The organism is Bacillus mycoides (genome assembly GCF_018742245.1).
GTDB lineage: Bacteria > Bacillota > Bacilli > Bacillales > Bacillaceae_G > Bacillus_A > Bacillus_A cereus_U.
In genome coordinates this window covers 530,387-549,795 of sequence record NZ_CP036132.1, presented here as the reverse complement: position 1 = coordinate 549,795, position 19,409 = coordinate 530,387, and the positions used below count along the sequence as shown (strand labels likewise).

Here is a 19,409-nt window from a genome sequence, read left to right as displayed (position 1 = left end):
CCTTCAAAAGGGGTTATGCCATTTTCTCTCCTGATTCTTCTTTAAAAAAGCTCTTCATCGCATGAAATACATCTGCTTTTTGTTTTAAAATATAATATCTGAAGTTCTCATCTTTAATATTTTTATATGCTGACATAAGTGTACTGTGGCGGTTGTACTGATTCACTTCCCCATACCCAAACATATTACACTTCTTCATCAACTCTTCAACAAGCTTTACACATCTAGCATTATCCGAAGTTAAATTATCACCGTCTGAAAAATGGAATGGATAAATATTATAGCGATCTGGTGAATATTTATTATCGATTAACTCAAGTGCTTTTTTGTACACAGAAGAACAGATCGTTCCACCACTTTCTCCTTTTGAGAAAAATTCTTCTTCTGTAACGACCTTCGCTTCCGTATGATGGGCAATAAACTCAATGTCTACGGTTTCATACTTTGTGCGTAAAAATCTTGTCATCCAGAAAAAGAAGCTACGTGCCATATACTTCTCCCATATCCCCATCGATCCACTCGTATCCATCATCGCTAATACAACAGCTTTTGAATCTGGCTTTAACACTTCATTCCAAGTACGGAACTTTAAATCTTCTTGGTGAATTGGATGGAAAGATGCTTTACCACGCATTGCATTTCGTTTATATGCAGATATCATCGTTCGTTTCTTATCGATATTTCCCCATAATCCTGTTTTTCTAATATCATTAAATTCAATGTGTTCAATCCGGTTTTCATCCAGTTCTTTTCTCTTTAAATTAGGCAACTCTAACTCTTTGAAAAACGCTTGCTCCAATTCTAAAATTGAGACTTCTGCTTCATAATAATCTTCTCCAGCTGCATCTCCTGCCCCTTGCCCTTTTCCTGGTCCTTTCTGCTTTTGACCACCTGATCCATCTCTCGCAACGACATCGCCAACTTTGCTGTCACCGTTCCCTTGCCCAACATGTTTATTTTTATCATAATTGTATCTAATCTTATATTCATCTAAAGAACGAATCGGTATTTTCACAACATCCCTACCATTAGACATAACAATATTTTCTTCTGTTACAAGATCTGGCAAATTATTTTTAATTGCCTCTTGTACTTTTTCTTGATGGCGTTGTTGGTCGTCATATCCTTTGCGATGGAGGGACCAGTTTTCCTGTGAAATTGTATAGTTTGGTTGATTTTCTTCGCCCATGCCTTTCCCTCCTTACTGTATTTGTTTTCTCTTATGAACAGCAATCTATAATTTTGTTTTCTAGTGTGCGTAACTATAATATTTAAAAAATAACTGTTCATCGAAAATCATCCCATAAACATATATAGCGTTTTTCATACAATACTCCGAGCATCTTAAACAAAATTTTGCCACTCACATAATAGAAATAAACATTCAGCCGTTGATAAGAAAGAAACACAATGCATTGTTGCACACATTTTCGTTTTGCAACATATTATATTGTGTTGGCTTTTTTGTATGAATGGTTGGTTACTCTATCATATGCATATTGTAAAAATAATTGACAAGAAATTCATAAAATCGCATCTTAATTTATTATATTCGGACAAGCTATGACATTTTTTACAAATATCAATAGATAACAAAACGCCGTCCCGAGAATAAGAGACAGCGTTTTGTTATCAAACTATCGATTTAACAAACTACCTACATATCGTAACAATTCATTCGCAGATGAAGAATTATAGCCATGCTCATCAATTAAGCGTGCAACAACATCATTGATTTTCTTAAGCTGATTTTCGTCTGGTGTTTTCGTTGATGTTGTAATTTTCACTATATCTTTTAAATCAGCAAATAGTTTTTTCTGAATCGCTTCACGAAGACGTTCGTGTGAATTATAATCAAAGCGTTTCCCTTTACGTGCATAGGCAGAAATGCGAATTAAAATTTCTTCACGGAATGCCTTTTTAGCATTTTCTGAAATTCCAATTTGCTCTTCAATCGAACGCATAAGTTTTTCATCTGGGCTCATTTCTTCACCTGTTAAAGGATCACGTAATTTTGATTTATTGCAGTACGCTTCGACGTTATCTAAGTAATTATCCATAAGTGTTTTAGCTGATTCTTCGTATGAATAAACAAACGCTTTTTGTACTTCTTTCTTAGCAATTTCATCGTATTCTTTTCTCGCTAATGAGATGAAATTCATATAGCGCTCTCGGTCTTCACTACTAATTGATGGATGCTGATCCAATCCGTCTTTTAACGATCTCAGTACATCTAGTGCATTAATAGATGGTACCTCTTTTCGAATAATTGTAGAAGAAATTCGGTTAATGACATAACGAGGATCAATCCCCTTCATACCTTCATCTTGATATTCGCGTTGCAATTCTTCTACATCAATCGCATTATACCCTTCTACCGTTTCTCCATCATATAAACGCATCTTTTTAATTGAATCAATATCTGGACGCTTCGGATCTTTTAAACGAGTTAAAATAGTGAACATTGCTGCAACGCGAAGTGTATGCGGTGCAATATGAACATTGGACACATCACTTTCACGAATCATTTTTTCATAAATATGTTCTTCTTCACTAACCCGTAAATTATATGGAACCGGCATTACAATAATTCGTGAATGCAATGCTTCATTTTTCTTATTTGCTATGAAGGATCGATACTCTGTTTCATTTGTATGCGCTACAATTAATTCATCTGCTGAAATAAGCGCAAATCTGCCTGCCTTGAAATTTCCTTCTTGCGTAAGCGATAATAAATGCCATAAAAATTTCTCATCACATTTTAGCATCTCTTGGAATTCCATCATTCCACGGTTCGCCTTATTTAATTCTCCATCAAATCGATATGCACGAGGATCTGATTCCGAACCGTATTCTGCAATTGTAGAAAAGTCTAGACTACCTGTTAAATCGGCAATATCTTGTGATTTTGGATCAGAAGGACTAAATGTACCAATTCCTGTACGGCGATCTTCAGAGAAGAAAATACGCTCTACAACTACATCCTCAATTCTTGACCCATATTCTTGCTCTAGACGCATAACATTTAATGGTGATAAATTCCCTTCAATTCTTACTCCATACTCATCAAAGAAATCATTCCGTAAATGCTGCGGAATTAAATGAAGTGGATCTTCATGCATTGGGCAGCCTTTTATTGCAAAAATCGCTCCACGATCTGTTCGTGAATATGTTTCTAATCCTCGTTTCAACATCGTAACTAATGTTGATTTCCCACCACTAACAGGCCCCATTAATAACAAAATACGTTTTCTAACATCTAATCGTTTTGCAGATGGATGAAAATATTCTTCCACAAGGCGTTCTAAAGCATCCTCTAATCCAAATAGCTGATTACTAAAGAAGTTATATTTTCTTCTACCATCAACTTCTTCAATTCCAGCATCTTTTATCATATTGTAAATGCGAGAGTGTGCTGTTTGAGCCACCCATGGTCTTTCTTTCACAAGCTCCAAATACTCCGCAAACGTACCTTCCCATTGTAAACGTTCTTCTGCTTCCCGATATTGTTCAATTTTCTTTAGAATATCCATTATAGCTCCTCCCCCATCTCCTTGTTCAATCGGATTATTATAAAAGGTATGCTAGGATGTCCTTAAACATTCTTTAAATCAAAACGAAATATATAATAGCGCTATAAAATTCTCTCCAAAATTCAAAGAAAATTCTGTATAATAAAGGTATTAAAGTTTTCACGCTGCTATTCATTGTAAATAAATTCTTTTCTTCTAGGAACCTTACATACATTTCGATTCACAAATAGGATTCGTAAACCGAAAAAGTAAGGAGGAAATTAGGATGAAGTTATTATTAATTTTAGGTGTATCACTCACATTTCTTACAGCTATTTTCACATCTGGTTATAACGATAAACCAGGTACACATAAAAAGTGATGTGCTTTTCAGCACATCACTTTTTTTCTTGTTTTTTATACACTATTTAAAATAAATATTTTCTACATCGTATATTGACAAAGGACGATTATAAAAATAACCTTGTACGAGTTTCACATTCTTTTCCTTTAAAAATTGTATCTGTTCCGATTTTTCTACTCCTTCTGCAATTACATTTAACCCTAGAGTATGTGCTAAATGAATAATTGCAGCCGTAATATTCGTATCTCTTTCATCTTTATATATACCTTCCATAAAAGAACGATCAATTTTTAACGTATCAATCGGATATGTTTTTAAATAACTTAAAGATGAATATCCCGTTCCAAAGTCATCTAAATGAATCTTTAAATTTTGTTCTTTTAACTGCATTAACACTCTTTTCGATAAATCTTTATGTATAAGAGCCCCTTCTGTAACTTCTATTGCTAATAAATGAGGGGGGACGTTGTACTTATTTAAAGCACGTGTAATCATCTCTATTAATGTAATAGAACGAAAATGTCTAGCTGAAATATTAACTGCAATTGGTACAACTTCATACCCTTTATTTAACCATTCACGTATCTGTTCACAAACTTGATGTACTACCCATTCATCAAGTTTAATAATAAATCCAGTTCTTTCAGCAAGTGGGATAAATTGATTTGGCGAGACAAATCCTAGCTCCTTATTCTCCCACCTTATTAACGCTTCCATACTGGCTATCTTTCCCGTTTCAATATTAATTTGAGGTTGATAATATAGGAAAAATTCATTTTTCTCTATAGCACGATGTAACTGATTCTCTATTATAAACCTTTGTTCACGTTCACAATCTAATCCACTACAATAAAAATGATAATATCCTTTTCCTTTTTCCTTTGCTTTTTCCAAAGCTGTGTCGACTCTTTGGAAAAGCATTTTTTCATCCATTCCATCTTTTGGAGCCATTACAATCCCAATTGATGCACTCAAATAAACATCCTCTTCTTCTATTACAAAATGCTCACTAATTCTTTTTAATATTGTTTGTGCCACTTCCTCTACGCATTCTTTCGTTATATTTTCTATTAACATAACAAATTGATCATCATGTTCTCTAAATAAATGCATATCTTCTATTTTTAGTTCTCGTAGGCATTCAGTAACTTTTTTTAATACTTGATCCCCTTCTTTATGACCAAATGTATCATTAATAAGGTGAAATTCATCCAAATCTATAAAAACCAATGCAAATTCTTTATTATCATCTAAAAATTCATTTAGTTTATTTGTACATGATATTCTATTCATTAACCCCGTTAACTGATCGAAGTAAGCCAAATACTCTGTTTTCATCTCATTTAATACTTGCCTCGTAACATCTCTCGTAACAATGTACACCCCGACGATTTCACTATTCACAATAATGGGGATAGTCCTCACAGAAATATAAAGTTCATATCCTTCTTTATGAACATATTTCTTTGCAACAATTTGTTTTGCTTTTCCCTGTAAAGCATTCTTAAATATAATTTGAAAAGTTTTTTCATATTCTTTATTTATAAACTGAAAAATAAATTGGTCCTTTAACTCCTCATATCGATACCCAAAAATTTCATAAGTTGCTGGATTTGCATATGTAATTCTTCCAATAGAATCTACAGATACAATGGAATCATTATTATATTCTAGTAATGACTTAAATAACATTTGTTTTTCTTCTATTTCCGCTTTTTTCTTAACCTGTGCTGTAATATCTCTAGTAATACAAATAATAAACTGACATGTTCCATTTACATCGCATACTGGATTAAGTGAAGATTCATAATGTATATCTCCAGTTGGCAAACTAATTACATCACAAAATGTATTTGCTCTCGCTTCTCTCATTACTTTTTCATATTGTCCTTGCAATAATCTTGCCGTATCTTCTGGTAATACTTCTGCAAAAGTTTTTCCATAACATTCTTTCCCTAGCCTGGCGTGATCCATTCCTATTTTATTCACATAAATATATTTAAAAGTTTCATCGTCAATAACTTTCACAATAAACACTAAATCTTGAATAGCATGTAACAGTCCCTGTCTTACTAAATCCATATCTATCATACTTAAAAAGGTATTTTGATTATTATATTGTTCCTTCATATTTATCTCAACCCGTCTTATCTATTTTTATTCATATATCTCATTCTATATGAATATGTACCTTTTTTAAAATGTATGATTACATATTTTTTCAAAAAAATAAAAAAGTCGCCAAATGGCGACTTTTAATAAACGATTTCTAAATCTAATCCTGGATAATTTTGTTGACGGAACGCTTCATAAATTAAAATTGCTGCTGTATTAGATAAATTTAATGAACGTACTTTATCCGTCATTGGAATACGTAAACAATGATCGAAGTTTTCTTCAATTACATTAGCTGGTAATCCATTTGTTTCTCTTCCAAATACGAAATAGTAATCCTTCTCACGTTTGCTATAATCAAATGCTGTATGAGCTTTCTCGCCATACTTTGTTAAATAGAAGAATTCACCATCTTTATTTTTCTCATAAAATTCTTCGATTGAATCATAATACGTAACTTTTACGTGCTGCCAATAATCTAGTCCTGCACGCTTTAACATTTTGTCATCCGTTGAAAATCCAAGCGGTCTAATCAAATGTAACTCTGTTCCAGTTGCTGCACAAGTACGTGCAATATTCCCTGTATTTGCTGGAATTTCTGGTTGATATAAAACAACATGTACTCCCACGCGATATTCACCTCTATTTTTTGTCTACTACGTATTATACCACTTGAACGAAAAATCTCTACCCATTAATAATATGAAAGAATTTATATTTCATTTGTGGTGTATATTTACTAGAGTCTTCATAGTTCCAATAACGCCTGCGGCTATTCGCTGAATGTGCATTTACAAGCGGCATACCAGCTGCGTCTTTTGCTACTACAATTGTCGTATGATTCCACCTACCATCATCCTCAAAATCATACGCAATTACATCGCCAAGAATAAGGTCTTCTGGCTTTTCTACTGCTTCTGCTCGAAGACCAGCTGTAGCACCTGACAAATACCAATAAAAAGAGTGTGCTACAGCCCAGCTCCAACTCCACTGGTTTCCCCTTTGCCACCACCCTTTACGAATATTAGGATGTCCATTCATTGGCACTTCTCCAGTGTGCAGACATTGTGAAATGAAATTTGTACAATTATCAGGAAAATTACGGTATGCAGGATTGCGATCATCCCACCAACGCTCTGCATATTTCACTGCCTCTAAACGATTATATTGATATGAACCGTATTTTTCTTTCGTGACTTCCCGTTCTAACGTTTCACCTATTTCTATTTCTTCTGACACTTCAAGAGCATAATCATCTATTATACGACTATTTTTTAAACAAACTCGTCGTTTTAATTGTTCCTCTTCGATATAAAATAATTCTTTATGCTTAATTAAATATTTCAAGTGTATTTGATAATCAATTTCTTGATGCTCATTACTATTCAATTGTCTAATGAAAGAAATATCTGCAGTTGCTTCCACTATATGTGCACTACGCTTTTGAAACAATTGTTTCTTTCTCTGTACCATTTGTAACAGATCTACTGCAATACCATCTACATCTGTTCGTTTCTCTGTTATATATGCTAAAAACTGTTGCACTTGCTTTTCAATATTCGCTTTTACAACCATTTCGTCTCCCTCCCATATTACAATATGAAAAAGGGAAATATTATCTACTCTTTTTTCTGTGCTAACAATTCAAGTCCACGATTCATTTCATGAAGAACCTCTTCATCTTTCTCACGTTCCATTGCTTTCTCAATGTCTTCTCCTACTCCGTCTCCACCAATTTTCCCAAGTGCCCATGCTGCTGTTCCCCGAAGTACTGGTCTTGGATCATCTTTCATAACACCGATTAAATCAGGAATTGCTGCTGTTTCTTTAAAATGTGCAAGTGCTAAAATAGCATTTCGTTGCAATGGCTTTTTACCTCGCCATGAACCAGACATAACCCCATATTTTTCCTTGAAATCACGATTACTAATTGTTAAAAGTGGTGTTAATAATGGCTTAACTAATTCAGGATCAGGCTCCATTTCAGGATGGTTATGAAAATCCATTCCTTTATTTTTCGGACAAACAGTCTGACACGTATCACATCCATATATACGATTTCCTATTTTATCGCGATATTCTTCAGGCAGAAATCCTTTTGTCTGTGTTAAAAATGCAATACATTTCTTCGAGTCCAACTGGCCGCCTTGTACTAAAGCACCTGTAGGACAAATATCAATACATTTCGTACAACTTCCACATTGATCTTCTATTGGCCGATCAGGAGGGAATGGAACATTCGTAATCATTTCTCCTAAGTATACATACGAACCAAATTCCGGCGTAATAATAGCGCAGTTCTTACCACTCCATCCAATACCGGCACGCTCTGAAACAGCTCGATCACTTAGCTCCCCTGTATCAACCATTGATTTCACTTCTATATCCGGAAGCTTTTCGATTAAATACGCCTCTAACTTTTGCAAACGATCTCGTAAAACAAGGTGATAATCTTGGCCCCAAGAAGCACGACAAAAAATCCCGCGACGTTCTCCACGCTTACTTAATGGTGCATTTTTTAATTTTGAAGGGTACGCTAAAGCAATCGCAATAATTGATTTCGCACCAGGTAACAATAGCTGTGGATTCGTTCTCTTCTCTATATCAGGTTCTTCGAATCCAGACTGATAATTCAACTGTTGTTGCTGGATTAGACGCTGCTTTAACTCCTCAAATGGTGAAGCACTGGCAAAACCTATTTTATCTATACCAATCGTTTTACTATACGCAATTACATCTTGCTTTAATTGTTCAAAATCCATTCTTTATCGCCTCCTCCGATGAATCCATCCCTTATGTAACGACTATATTGGTTAGCAATTCACTTTTGGAATAATATTCTTTACTTCTATTTTCGCATATAATTATGATTTTCAAACATTAAAAAAACGCAATGCTTCGTTTATCTTAGAAACGAAACACTGCGTTGATCACAATTTATCAGAAAAACATTAAATAAAATTTGGAGCGGGTGAAGAGAATCGAACTCTCGACCAGAGCTTGGAAGGCTCTTGTTTTACCACTAAACTACACCCGCAAATATGAATAAATATAAGATATTGAAATAACTTATGTAAAGTAGTATAGCATGTAAAAAAAATCGAAGCAAGAAATTTATCGAAAAAAGTCGAAAAAGTGATGAGATACCTCATCACTTTTTCAATTCTTTATCAATTGCCTTCTTCATACTATCGAAATCAGGGTTTGCAAGATTCCCATTTATATATACTGAAGGAGCACCTTGAACTTTTAATTTTTGAGCACGATCTGAATCTTTACGTACTTTGTCTTTCATTTCTTTACTGTGTAAATCTTTTTTAAACTGTTCTACATTAATTTTCGGAAGCTTTTCTTTCACAATATTAAGAAGTAATTCTTCTGTAATCCATTCTTCCGTATCTTTCTTTTGATTTTGATAAATCTCATCATAGAAAATCCAGAATGAATCTTGATCTTGTTTATAAATTGCTTCACCGGCAGCTGCACCTAAATCAGAGTCTTTTCCGATAAACGGGAAGTTAATAAAATATAACTGCACTTTACCTTTATCAATATACTCTTCTTTTAATCGTGGTAATACCGTTACATCCCAAGTACGACAAGCAGGACATTTAAAGTCTCCAAATTCAACTACCTTAACTGGAGCATCATCTTTCCCTAAAGATTGTTGCGTAGAATAAGCAAACATCTCATTCCCTTTATCTTTCTTGTCATTTATGATGCTATACACAATTGTCCCGATTACAATCAATACTGCGATAGAAAAAACTACACCAAGAACCATGAGTTTGTTCGATGATTTCATATACATTCCTCTTTAAATTCATATTCTGTATACAGCATTGTACACAATACACATAATATCAATACTTACATAGGTCACGCAATGAACACGCTCACATAAATTACAAAAATACAACATTTGTGACGATATTGTGTCACGATTTGTCACAATTTATTCAAAAAAAGAAGTCCCTATATAGGAACTTCTCTTAACTTACTGCTTTTTCACGGGCATTTTTTAACATGGATTGCTCTGTTTTTATATCATGACGAATTACTAATTTCTCACTAACTGCTTGCACATATTCATCATGATTTATATACCCTTCTTTCTCCATTAGCCTTAAAACTACATTCCGTCTCTCAACTGCTTTATCATAATTTTGTGCAGGTGAGTAATAAGCTGGTGCTTTTACTACAGCAGCCATCATTGCACTCTCTGCCAATGTTAATTGATCCACCTTTTTACCGAAGTAAAGGTTTGCTGCTTTTTCAATTCCCCATGCTCCTTCTCCGTAGTAAATATTACTCACATATAATTTTAAAATCTCATCCTTTGTGAATGTACGTTCAATTTTTTTCGTATAAAAAATTTCTTTCCACTTACGAGAAAATGTACGTTCATTAGATAAAAAAGCATTTTTAGATAGCTGCTGTGTAATCGTGCTTCCTCCTTGCACAACACCACCAGCTTTTATATTTTCAATAGAAGCTCGAATAATTGCTATATAGTCTAAACCGTTATGATGATAAAACCTTTTATCTTCCGTCGCAATAAATGCGTGTGTTAATGATTCTGGCACCTCTAACTTAGCGGGTACATGTAATTTACTAATATCACTTCGCTCAATCATTACATTTCCAACGAATAATAATGCAAAACTTAACAATAATAATAATATAATGGCTTTATAAAGAAATTTAGTTAATGGATTTAATGCAACTTTTTGATGATAATTCACTCTAGATAATACTCGTTCTTTCATCTCGAACACCTCTTTTCCACACAGCATATATAACTCTTAATTTAAGAATACCTTGTTGTAAAAGAATATCCCATCGATTTCTCTTACACCTACCTTACAACATTGTAAGGTGTAAAAGTGTATTGTATCACAGTCCTTTTTTATCTACTATTCATATGAAATATTGAATATACATTTGTTTATCATACTATTTATAGGAAGTAGGACTCTCCTTAATTTCATTTTATTCTTTTATTATATCAGTTTATACATTTATACTTTTAAACATCTAGCAATCTAATTATATATGATATATCACTATTTTACAGAACAAACGTTCCGTAAATCAATAGTAGCTTTCGCATTATCTCGCTATTTTTGGGCAGTAAGACTTCTCCCTCAAAACTTGGCTAAAGCTAGAAAATTAGGTAGTAGCCCTGCTTCCTCCACTAATTATTAGCCTACACTTTATTATTGTGACCTTTTTCTGAAACAGTATACATAAAGAAAAGGTTAGCAATTTGAGATGTCCTCAAATAACTAACCAAAACTTTACAATCTTCCTATAAGATTATATGGCTGAACTTCCCATGTTTCGTATGGAATGAAATGCATTGCTTTCATCGCATCAAGTGTCCTTGATTTCATATGAGGACGCGTTATATACTCATCAATGTTCTCTTCGTTTAAAGCAACAAATTTAGCATCTTGTATTTCTTCAGGTTGAATTTTTATTTCACCACTAACATATGCTACTTTAAAAACAACAGCTACAATATGCATAGAAGCATTATAATAAATCCCTGTAACTCCGATAGGCTTCACAGTTAATCCTGTTTCCTCCATTATTTCTCTGCAAACAGCTTGATCGAGCGCTTCCCCTTCTTCTACCTGTCCTCCAGGCATTTCCCACGTATCAGCTCGCCAGTGCACTTTCGTTAAAAGCACCTCATTCTTTTCATTTGTTAAGTAACCTGCTACAGCAACAATATGCTTCGGTGTTTTATGCTCCACAGAAATACCTCCTAGAAATACGGTTATTTCATATATATCATATAACCATATTCCCTCCCGACAATAAAAACACCTTTAAAAAATCCATAAAAAAGAGACCCTATTCGCTAAACGAAAGGGTCTCCTGTCTTATTATTCTCCTAAGTCTACGTTGTGGTAAACTTGTTGTACATCTTCTAAATCTTCTAATGCATCAACCATTTTTTCAAATTGTACTTGAGCATCTTCAGGAAGTTCTACATCACTTTGTGCAAGCATTGTTAATTCTGCAACTGTAAATTCTTCAACACCAGCACCTTTAAGTGCAGATTGTACTGAATGGAACTGATCAGGTTCAGCATAAACGATAACAGAATCTTCTTCTTCTAAAATGTCACGTGCATCTACATCTGCTTCCATTAAAATTTCAAGAACTTCATCTGATGTTTTACCTTCAAGACCGATAACAGCTGTCGCATCAAACATGTAAGCCACAGAACCGTTTACACCCATATTACCACTGTTTTTGCTAAATGCAGCTCGTACATCTGCTGCAGTACGGTTTACGTTATTTGTCAGTGTATCTACAATTACCATAGATCCGTTTGGTCCAAAGCCTTCATAACGAAGCTCGTCATAGTTTTCTTCTGAACCGCCTTTTGCCTTTTCAATCGCACGGTCAATAATTGTTCTTGGCACGTTGTATGTTTTCGCACGTTCTAATACAACTCTTAACGTTTGGTTTGATTCTGGATCTGGCTCGCCTTGTTTTGCTGCCACATAAATTTCACGTCCAAATTTCGCGTATATACGGCTTGTATTTGCATCTTTTGATGCTTTTTTTTCTTTAATATTGTTCCATTTACGACCCATACTTTCCACTCTCTTTCCCATTTTAAATCTACATAAAAATATTAATATGAAATATAATGTGTATTCAACACATTTTTAAAAGAAATATAAAAAGTTCATTTTTGATTCATATTACAGACATAATATAAATCACTATCATTTTGTTCTTTCGACAAGTTATATTATACATGAATTCCTAAGTTTATTACGAATTTTAGAATCACATAGCATAATTTAACAAAAAAGACTCTAACATTTCTGTTAGAGTCTTTTTTAAGTCACCGATACCGATGGTCGGGGTCGAACCGACACTCCCGAAGGAACACGATTTTGAGTCGTGCGCGTCTGCCAATTCCGCCACATCGGCATAAAATAAAGGCGGCAACCGGATTTGAACCGGTGGTAAAGGTTTTGCAGACCTCTGCCTTACCACTTGGCTATGCCGCCATATGAAGTTAAAATGGAGCGGAAGACGGGATTCGAACCCGCGACCCCAACCTTGGCAAGGTTGTATTCTACCACTGAACTACTTCCGCAAAAATGGCTGGGCTAGCTGGATTCGAACCAGCGCATGACGGAGTCAAAGTCCGTTGCCTTACCGCTTGGCTATAGCCCACCGAAGTTTTACTTAATTATATGTAAGTATCCATTAATTTATTTGTAATTTTTAAAAATAAAATGGGGCGACTGATGGGAATTGAACCCACGAATGCCGGAGCCACAATCCGGTGCGTTAACCACTTCGCCACAACCGCCATGTTGTGTTTATATATTTGGCAGGGGCAGTAGGAATTGAACCCACACTGGAGGTTTTGGAGACCTCAGTTCTACCTTTAAACTATGCCCCTATGTAAAATGGTGGAGGGGGGCAGATTCGAACTGCCGAACCCAAAGGAGCGGATTTACAGTCCGCCGCGTTTAGCCACTTCGCTACCCCTCCGAAACTTACATGGTGCCGGCTAGAGGACTTGAACCCCCAACCTACTGATTACAAGTCAGTTGCTCTACCAATTGAGCTAAGCCGGCATATTTTATTAAAATGGTGGCTCGGGACGGAATCGAACCGCCGACACGAGGATTTTCAGTCCTCTGCTCTACCGACTGAGCTACCGAGCCTTATTAAAATGGCGGTCCCGACCGGGGTCGAACCGGCGATCTCCTGCGTGACAGGCAGGCATGTTAACCACTACACCACGGGACCATTTGGTTGCGGGGACAGGATTTGAACCTGCGACCTTCGGGTTATGAGCCCGACGAGCTACCGTACTGCTCCACCCCGCGATAATATTATTTATATAATTATATGATAAGTGTTAGCAACCAAATTACAAGAATGTTTGGTTGCGGGGACAGGATTTGAACCTGCGACCTTCGGGTTATGAGCCCGACGAGCTACCGTACTGCTCCACCCCGCGACAATATTATTCATATAATTTATATGGTGGAGGATGACGGGATCGAACCGCCGACCCCCTGCTTGTAAGGCAGGTGCTCTCCCAGCTGAGCTAATCCTCCAAAAGTGGTGACCCGTACGGGATTCGAACCCGTGTTACCGCCGTGAAAGGGCGGTGTCTTAACCACTTGACCAACGGGCCAAATATTATAAAATCCTTATGGCGGAGAGCAAGGGATTCGAACCCTTGATACGCTTGTGACGTATACACGATTTCCAATCGTGCTCCTTCGGCCAACTCGGACAGCTCTCCAATGGCTCCGCAGGTAGGAATCGAACCTACGACCGATCGGTTAACAGCCGATAGCTCTACCGCTGAGCTACTGCGGAATAATATTGCCTGGCAACGTCCTACTCTCACAGGGACAAGGTCCCAACTACCATCGGCGCTAGAGAGCTTAACTTCCGTGTTCGGTATGGGAACGGGTGTGACCTCTCTGCCATCATTACCAGACATTATTCTTTTGAGACAATCATTATTATAACTTATTCAACCTGAAAGTCAATAAGTTTTTTATATTCTCTCAAAACTAGATAACGTTGCTTCATATTATATGGTTAAGTCCTCGATCTATTAGTATTCGTCAGCTCCACATGTCACCATGCTTCCACCTCGAACCTATCAACCTGATCATCTTTCAGGGATCTTACTAGCTTACGCTATGGGAAATCTCATCTTGAGGGGGGCTTCATGCTTAGATGCTTTCAGCACTTATCCCTTCCGCACATAGCTACCCAGCTATGCCCTTGGCAGAACAACTGGTACACCAGCGGTGCGTCCATCCCGGTCCTCTCGTACTAAGGACAGCTCCTCTCAAATTTCCTGCGCCCACGACGGATAGGGACCGAACTGTCTCACGACGTTCTGAACCCAGCTCGCGTACCGCTTTAATGGGCGAACAGCCCAACCCTTGGGACCGACTACAGCCCCAGGATGCGATGAGCCGACATCGAGGTGCCAAACCTCCCCGTCGATGTGGACTCTTGGGGGAGATAAGCCTGTTATCCCCGGGGTAGCTTTTATCCGTTGAGCGATGGCCCTTCCATGCGGAACCACCGGATCACTAAGCCCGACTTTCGTCCCTGCTCGACTTGTAGGTCTCGCAGTCAAGCTCCCTTATGCCTTTGCACTCTACGAATGATTTCCAACCATTCTGAGGGAACCTTTGGGCGCCTCCGTTACACTTTAGGAGGCGACCGCCCCAGTCAAACTGCCCACCTGACACTGTCTCCCGGGTCGATAAGACCCGTAGGTTAGAATTTCAATACAGTCAGGGCGGTATCCCACCAGCGCCTCCACCGAAGCTAGCGCTCCGGTTTCAATGGCTCCCGCCTATCCTGTACAAACTGTACCAAAATTCAATATCAGGCTACAGTAAAGCTCCACGGGGTCTTTCCGTCCTGTCGCGGGTAACCTGCATCTTCACAGGTACTATAATTTCACCGAGTCTCTGGTTGAGACAGTGCCCAAATCGTTACACCTTTCGTGCGGGTCGGAACTTACCCGACAAGGAATTTCGCTACCTTAGGACCGTTATAGTTACGGCCGCCGTTTACTGGGGCTTCAGTTCAGAGCTTCGCTTACGCTAACCCCTCTCCTTAACCTTCCAGCACCGGGCAGGTGTCAGCCCCTATACTTCGCCTTACGGCTTCGCAGAGACCTGTGTTTTTGCTAAACAGTCGCTTGGGCCTATTCACTGCGGCTTTCCGTTAAGAAAGCACCCCTTCTCCCGAAGTTACGGGGTCATTTTGCCGAGTTCCTTAACCAGAGTTCTCTCGCACACCTTAGGATTCTCTCCTCGCCTACCTGTGTCGGTTTGCGGTACAGGCACCTTTTATCTCGCTAGAAGCTTTTCTTGGCAGCGGGGAATCAAAGACTTCGCTCCATAAGGAGCTTCCCCATCACAGCTCAGCCTTCACGATAAGCGGATTTGCCTACTTATCAGCCTAACTGCTTGGACGTGCACAACCAATCGCACGCTTCTTCTATCCTTCTGCGTCCCTCCATTGCTCAAACGATAAAGAGGTGGTACAGGAATATCAACCTGTTGTCCATCGCCTACGCCTGTCGGCCTCGGCTTAGGTCCTGACTAACCCTGAGCGGACGAGCCTTCCTCAGGAAACCTTAGGCATTCGGTGGACGGGATTCTCACCCGTCTTTCGCTACTCATACCGGCATTCTCACTTCTAAGCGCTCCACCAGTCCTTCCGGTCTGACTTCACTGCACTTAGAACGCTCCCCTACCACTGATACCATTGGTATCAATTCGCAGCTTCGGTGGTGTATTTAGCCCCGGTACATTTTCGGCGCAGAGTCACTCGACTAGTGAGCTATTACGCACTCTTTAAATGGTGGCTGCTTCTGAGCCAACATCCTAGTTGTCTAAGCAACTCCACATCCTTTTCCACTTAATACACACTTTGGGACCTTAGCTGGCGATCTGGGCTGTTTCCCTCTTGACTACGGATCTTATCACTCGCAGTCTGACTCCTAAGGATAAGTCATTGGCATTCGGAGTTTGACTGAATTCGGTAATCCGATGAGGACCCCTAGTTCAATCAGTGCTCTACCTCCAAGACTCTTACACTTAAGGCTAGCCCTAAAGCTATTTCGGGGAGAACCAGCTATCTCCAGGTTCGATTGGAATTTCTCCGCTACCCACACCTCATCCCCGCACTTTTCAACGTGCGTGGGTTCGGGCCTCCATTCAGTGTTACCTGAACTTCACCCTGGACATGGGTAGATCACCTGGTTTCGGGTCTACGACCACGTACTAAACGCCCTATTCAGACTCGCTTTCGCTGCGGCTCCGCCTCTTCAGCTTAACCTCGCACGGGATCGTAACTCGCCGGTTCATTCTACAAAAGGCACGCCATCACCCATTAACGGGCTCTGACTATTTGTAGGCACACGGTTTCAGGATCTCTTTCACTCCCCTTCCGGGGTGCTTTTCACCTTTCCCTCACGGTACTGGTTCACTATCGATCACTAGGGAGTATTTAGCCTTGGGAGATGGTCCTCCCAGATTCCGACGGAATTTCACGTGTTCCGCCGTACTCAGGATACATTCAAGAGAGAACGAAGTTTCGACTACGGGGTTGTTACCCTCTGTGACGGACCTTTCCAGGTCGCTTCGTCTACCTCGTTCCTTTGTAACTCCGTATAGAATGTCCTACAACCCCAAGAGGCAAGCCTCTTGGTTTGGGCTAGATTCCGTTTCGCTCGCCGCTACTCAGGAAATCGCATTTGCTTTCTCTTCCTCCAGGTACTTAGATGTTTCAGTTCCCTGGGTCTGTCTTCCATACCCTATGTATTCAGGTAAGGATACCATACCATTACGTATAGTGGGTTTCCCCATTCGGAAATCTTCGGATCAAAGCTTACTTACAGCTCCCCGAAGCATATCGGCGTTAGTCCCGTCCTTCATCGACTCCTAGTGTCAAGGCATCCACCGTGCGCCCTTTCTAACTTAACCAAACTAAAATTAAAAAAATATGAGCTACACTGTTATCTAGTTTTCAAAGAACATACATTTAAACTTGAGAGATAGTTCTCTCAAAACTGAACGAAACAAAACAAGTCAACGTTTATTGATGAACTGCGTTCATCAATTCTCCATAGAAAGGAGGTGATCCAGCCGCACCTTCCGATACGGCTACCTTGTTACGACTTCACCCCAATCATCTGTCCCACCTTAGGCGGCTGGCTCCATAAAGGTTACCCCACCGACTTCGGGTGTTACAAACTCTCGTGGTGTGACGGGCGGTGTGTACAAGGCCCGGGAACGTATTCACCGCGGCATGCTGATCCGCGATTACTAGCGATTCCAGCTTCATGTAGGCGAGTTGCAGCCTACAATCCGAACTGAGAACGGTTTTATGAGATTAGCTCCACCTCGCGGTCTTGCAGCTCTTTGTACCGTCCATTGTAGCACGTGTGTAGCCCAGGTCATAAGGGGCATGATGATTTGACGTCATCCCCACCTTCCTCCGGTTTGTCACCGGCAGTCACCTTAGAGTGCCCAACTTAATGATGGCAACTAAGATCAAGGGTTGCGCTCGTTGCGGGACTTAACCCAACATCTCACGACACGAGCTGACGACAACCATGCACCACCTGTCACTCTGCTCCCGAAGGAGAAGCTCTATCTCTAGAGTTTTCAGAGGATGTCAAGACCTGGTAAGGTTCTTCGCGTTGCTTCGAATTAAACCACATGCTCCACCGCTTGTGCGGGCCCCCGTCAATTCCTTTGAGTTTCAGCCTTGCGGCCGTACTCCCCAGGCGGAGTGCTTAATGCGTTAACTTCAGCACTAAAGGGCGGAAACCCTCTAACACTTAGCACTCATCGTTTACGGCGTGGACTACCAGGGTATCTAATCCTGTTTGCTCCCCACGCTTTCGCGCCTCAGTGTCAGTTACAGACCAGAAAGTCGCCTTCGCCACTGGTGTTCCTCCATATCTCTACGCATTTCACCGCTACACATGGAATTCCACTTTCCTCTTCTGCACTCAAGTCTCCCAGTTTCCAATGACCCTCCACGGTTGAGCCGTGGGCTTTCACATCAGACTTAAGAAACCACCTGCGCGCGCTTTACGCCCAATAATTCCGGATAACGCTTGCCACCTACGTATTACCGCGGCTGCTGGCACGTAGTTAGCCGTGGCTTTCTGGTTAGGTACCGTCAAGGTGCCAGCTTATTCAACTAGCACTTGTTCTTCCCTAACAACAGAGTTTTACGACCCGAAAGCCTTCATCACTCACGCGGCGTTGCTCCGTCAGACTTTCGTCCATTGCGGAAGATTCCCTACTGCTGCCTCCCGTAGGAGTCTGGGCCGTGTCTCAGTCCCAGTGTGGCCGATCACCCTCTCAGGTCGGCTACGCATCGTTGCCTTGGTGAGCCGTTACCTCACCAACTAGCTAATGCGACGCGGGTCCATCCATAAGTGACAGCCGAAGCCGCCTTTCAATTTCGAACTATGCAGTTCAAAATATTATCCGGTATTAGCCCCGGTTTCCCGGAGTTATCCCAGTCTTATGGGCAGGTTACCCACGTGTTACTCACCCGTCCGCCGCTAACTTCATAAGAGCAAGCTCTTAATCCATTCGCTCGACTTGCATGTATTAGGCACGCCGCCAGCGTTCATCCTGAGCCAGGATCAAACTCTCCAATAAAGTTAGTTTGTCTAGCATCTAAAAATAAAAATTGACGTTCACGTTGTTTGTTTCGTTCAGTTTTCAAAGAACTACTTCGCCGCTCAATTGCGACTTCCTTATGTTAACATCTTCGTTTTTCGATGTCAACTAAGTTTTTTAAATTTCTTTTTTGTCGTTTTCTGCGTTTCCGCATCAGCGACGTTTATTAATATATCA

General features: G+C 39.4%; 10 protein-coding genes, 17 tRNA genes and 3 rRNA genes. All 30 read right to left on the bottom strand.

Annotated features, from left to right (window positions below):
- Positions 1–13: 13 nt before the first annotated feature.
- The 30 genes from yhbH to EXW56_RS02680 all read right to left on the bottom strand — a co-directional run bounded on the left by yhbH (position 14) and on the right by EXW56_RS02680 (position 19,211).
- On the bottom strand, positions 14–1,189 hold the full coding sequence (yhbH, locus tag EXW56_RS02825; RefSeq protein ID WP_002113900.1) for a sporulation protein YhbH: 1,176 nt from the start codon (positions 1,187–1,189) through the stop codon (positions 14–16).
- Between the two features lie 448 nt (positions 1,190–1,637).
- Complete coding sequence (locus EXW56_RS02820) at positions 1,638–3,533, bottom strand: PrkA family serine protein kinase (protein ID WP_002113899.1); 1,896 nt, start codon at positions 3,531–3,533, stop codon at positions 1,638–1,640.
- Between the two features lie 403 nt (positions 3,534–3,936).
- Positions 3,937–6,006 carry a sensor domain-containing protein gene (locus EXW56_RS02815; RefSeq protein ID WP_002201841.1) on the bottom strand — a complete coding sequence of 690 codons (2,070 nt, stop codon included), beginning with the start codon at positions 6,004–6,006 and terminating at the stop codon, positions 3,937–3,939.
- Positions 6,007–6,131: 125 nt separating this feature from the next.
- Positions 6,132–6,620, bottom strand: coding sequence for a tRNA (uridine(34)/cytosine(34)/5-carboxymethylaminomethyluridine(34)-2'-O)-methyltransferase TrmL (trmL, locus tag EXW56_RS02810; protein ID WP_000538149.1), 489 nt, complete (start codon positions 6,618–6,620; stop codon positions 6,132–6,134).
- A gap of 58 nt (positions 6,621–6,678) precedes the next feature.
- Positions 6,679–7,566 (bottom strand): amidase domain-containing protein, encoded by an 888-nt coding sequence (locus EXW56_RS02805; RefSeq protein WP_215597164.1) that lies wholly within the window; start codon positions 7,564–7,566, stop codon positions 6,679–6,681.
- A 44-nt stretch (positions 7,567–7,610) separates the two neighbouring features.
- Entirely contained in the window at positions 7,611–8,753 is a 1,143-nt protein-coding gene (gene queG, locus EXW56_RS02800; RefSeq protein WP_002113883.1) for a tRNA epoxyqueuosine(34) reductase QueG, read from the bottom strand.
- A gap of 201 nt (positions 8,754–8,954) precedes the next feature.
- Positions 8,955–9,028 (bottom strand) — tRNA-Gly (locus tag EXW56_RS02795).
- 114 nt (positions 9,029–9,142) lie between these two features.
- Positions 9,143–9,796 (bottom strand): DsbA family protein, encoded by a 654-nt coding sequence (locus tag EXW56_RS02790; RefSeq protein WP_002113880.1) that lies wholly within the window; start codon positions 9,794–9,796, stop codon positions 9,143–9,145.
- A 187-nt stretch (positions 9,797–9,983) separates the two neighbouring features.
- A complete protein-coding gene (locus tag EXW56_RS02785; protein WP_002113878.1) occupies positions 9,984–10,760 on the bottom strand; it encodes a transglycosylase domain-containing protein in 777 nt (258 codons plus the stop codon).
- A 531-nt stretch (positions 10,761–11,291) separates the two neighbouring features.
- Entirely contained in the window at positions 11,292–11,753 is a 462-nt protein-coding gene (locus tag EXW56_RS02780; RefSeq protein ID WP_002201842.1) for an NUDIX hydrolase, read from the bottom strand.
- 132 nt (positions 11,754–11,885) lie between these two features.
- Positions 11,886–12,605: a YebC/PmpR family DNA-binding transcriptional regulator gene (locus tag EXW56_RS02775; RefSeq protein WP_002113875.1), complete on the bottom strand. Its 720-nt coding sequence runs from the start codon at positions 12,603–12,605 to the stop codon at positions 11,886–11,888.
- A 264-nt stretch (positions 12,606–12,869) separates the two neighbouring features.
- Positions 12,870–12,951, bottom strand: a tRNA-Leu gene (locus EXW56_RS02770).
- Between the two features lie 9 nt (positions 12,952–12,960).
- A tRNA-Cys gene (locus EXW56_RS02765) sits at positions 12,961–13,031 on the bottom strand.
- Positions 13,032–13,045: 14 nt separating this feature from the next.
- Positions 13,046–13,120, bottom strand: a tRNA-Gly gene (locus EXW56_RS02760).
- 5 nt (positions 13,121–13,125) lie between these two features.
- Positions 13,126–13,200 (bottom strand) — tRNA-Gln (locus EXW56_RS02755).
- A gap of 63 nt (positions 13,201–13,263) precedes the next feature.
- Positions 13,264–13,339, bottom strand: a tRNA-His gene (locus tag EXW56_RS02750).
- Positions 13,340–13,358: 19 nt separating this feature from the next.
- Positions 13,359–13,432, bottom strand: a tRNA-Trp gene (locus EXW56_RS02745).
- 8 nt (positions 13,433–13,440) lie between these two features.
- Positions 13,441–13,524 (bottom strand) — tRNA-Tyr (locus EXW56_RS02740).
- A gap of 10 nt (positions 13,525–13,534) precedes the next feature.
- Positions 13,535–13,610, bottom strand: a tRNA-Thr gene (locus EXW56_RS02735).
- A 14-nt stretch (positions 13,611–13,624) separates the two neighbouring features.
- A tRNA-Phe gene (locus EXW56_RS02730) sits at positions 13,625–13,700 on the bottom strand.
- Between the two features lie 9 nt (positions 13,701–13,709).
- Positions 13,710–13,785 (bottom strand) — tRNA-Asp (locus tag EXW56_RS02725).
- A 3-nt stretch (positions 13,786–13,788) separates the two neighbouring features.
- Positions 13,789–13,865, bottom strand: a tRNA-Met gene (locus tag EXW56_RS02720).
- Between the two features lie 57 nt (positions 13,866–13,922).
- Positions 13,923–13,999: transfer RNA gene (locus EXW56_RS02715), tRNA-Met, on the bottom strand.
- A 24-nt stretch (positions 14,000–14,023) separates the two neighbouring features.
- A tRNA-Val gene (locus EXW56_RS02710) sits at positions 14,024–14,099 on the bottom strand.
- Between the two features lie 5 nt (positions 14,100–14,104).
- A tRNA-Glu gene (locus EXW56_RS02705) sits at positions 14,105–14,179 on the bottom strand.
- Positions 14,180–14,198: 19 nt separating this feature from the next.
- Positions 14,199–14,290 (bottom strand) — tRNA-Ser (locus EXW56_RS02700).
- Positions 14,291–14,292: 2 nt separating this feature from the next.
- Positions 14,293–14,367: transfer RNA gene (locus EXW56_RS02695), tRNA-Asn, on the bottom strand.
- Between the two features lie 8 nt (positions 14,368–14,375).
- Positions 14,376–14,491 (bottom strand): 5S ribosomal RNA (gene rrf / locus EXW56_RS02690).
- 100 nt (positions 14,492–14,591) lie between these two features.
- Positions 14,592–17,513, bottom strand: a 23S ribosomal RNA gene (locus EXW56_RS02685).
- Positions 17,514–17,659: 146 nt separating this feature from the next.
- Positions 17,660–19,211 (bottom strand): 16S ribosomal RNA (locus tag EXW56_RS02680).
- Together the 16S, 23S and 5S rRNA genes with 16 tRNA genes alongside form the textbook arrangement of a ribosomal RNA operon.
- Positions 19,212–19,409: the final 198 nt, after the last annotated feature.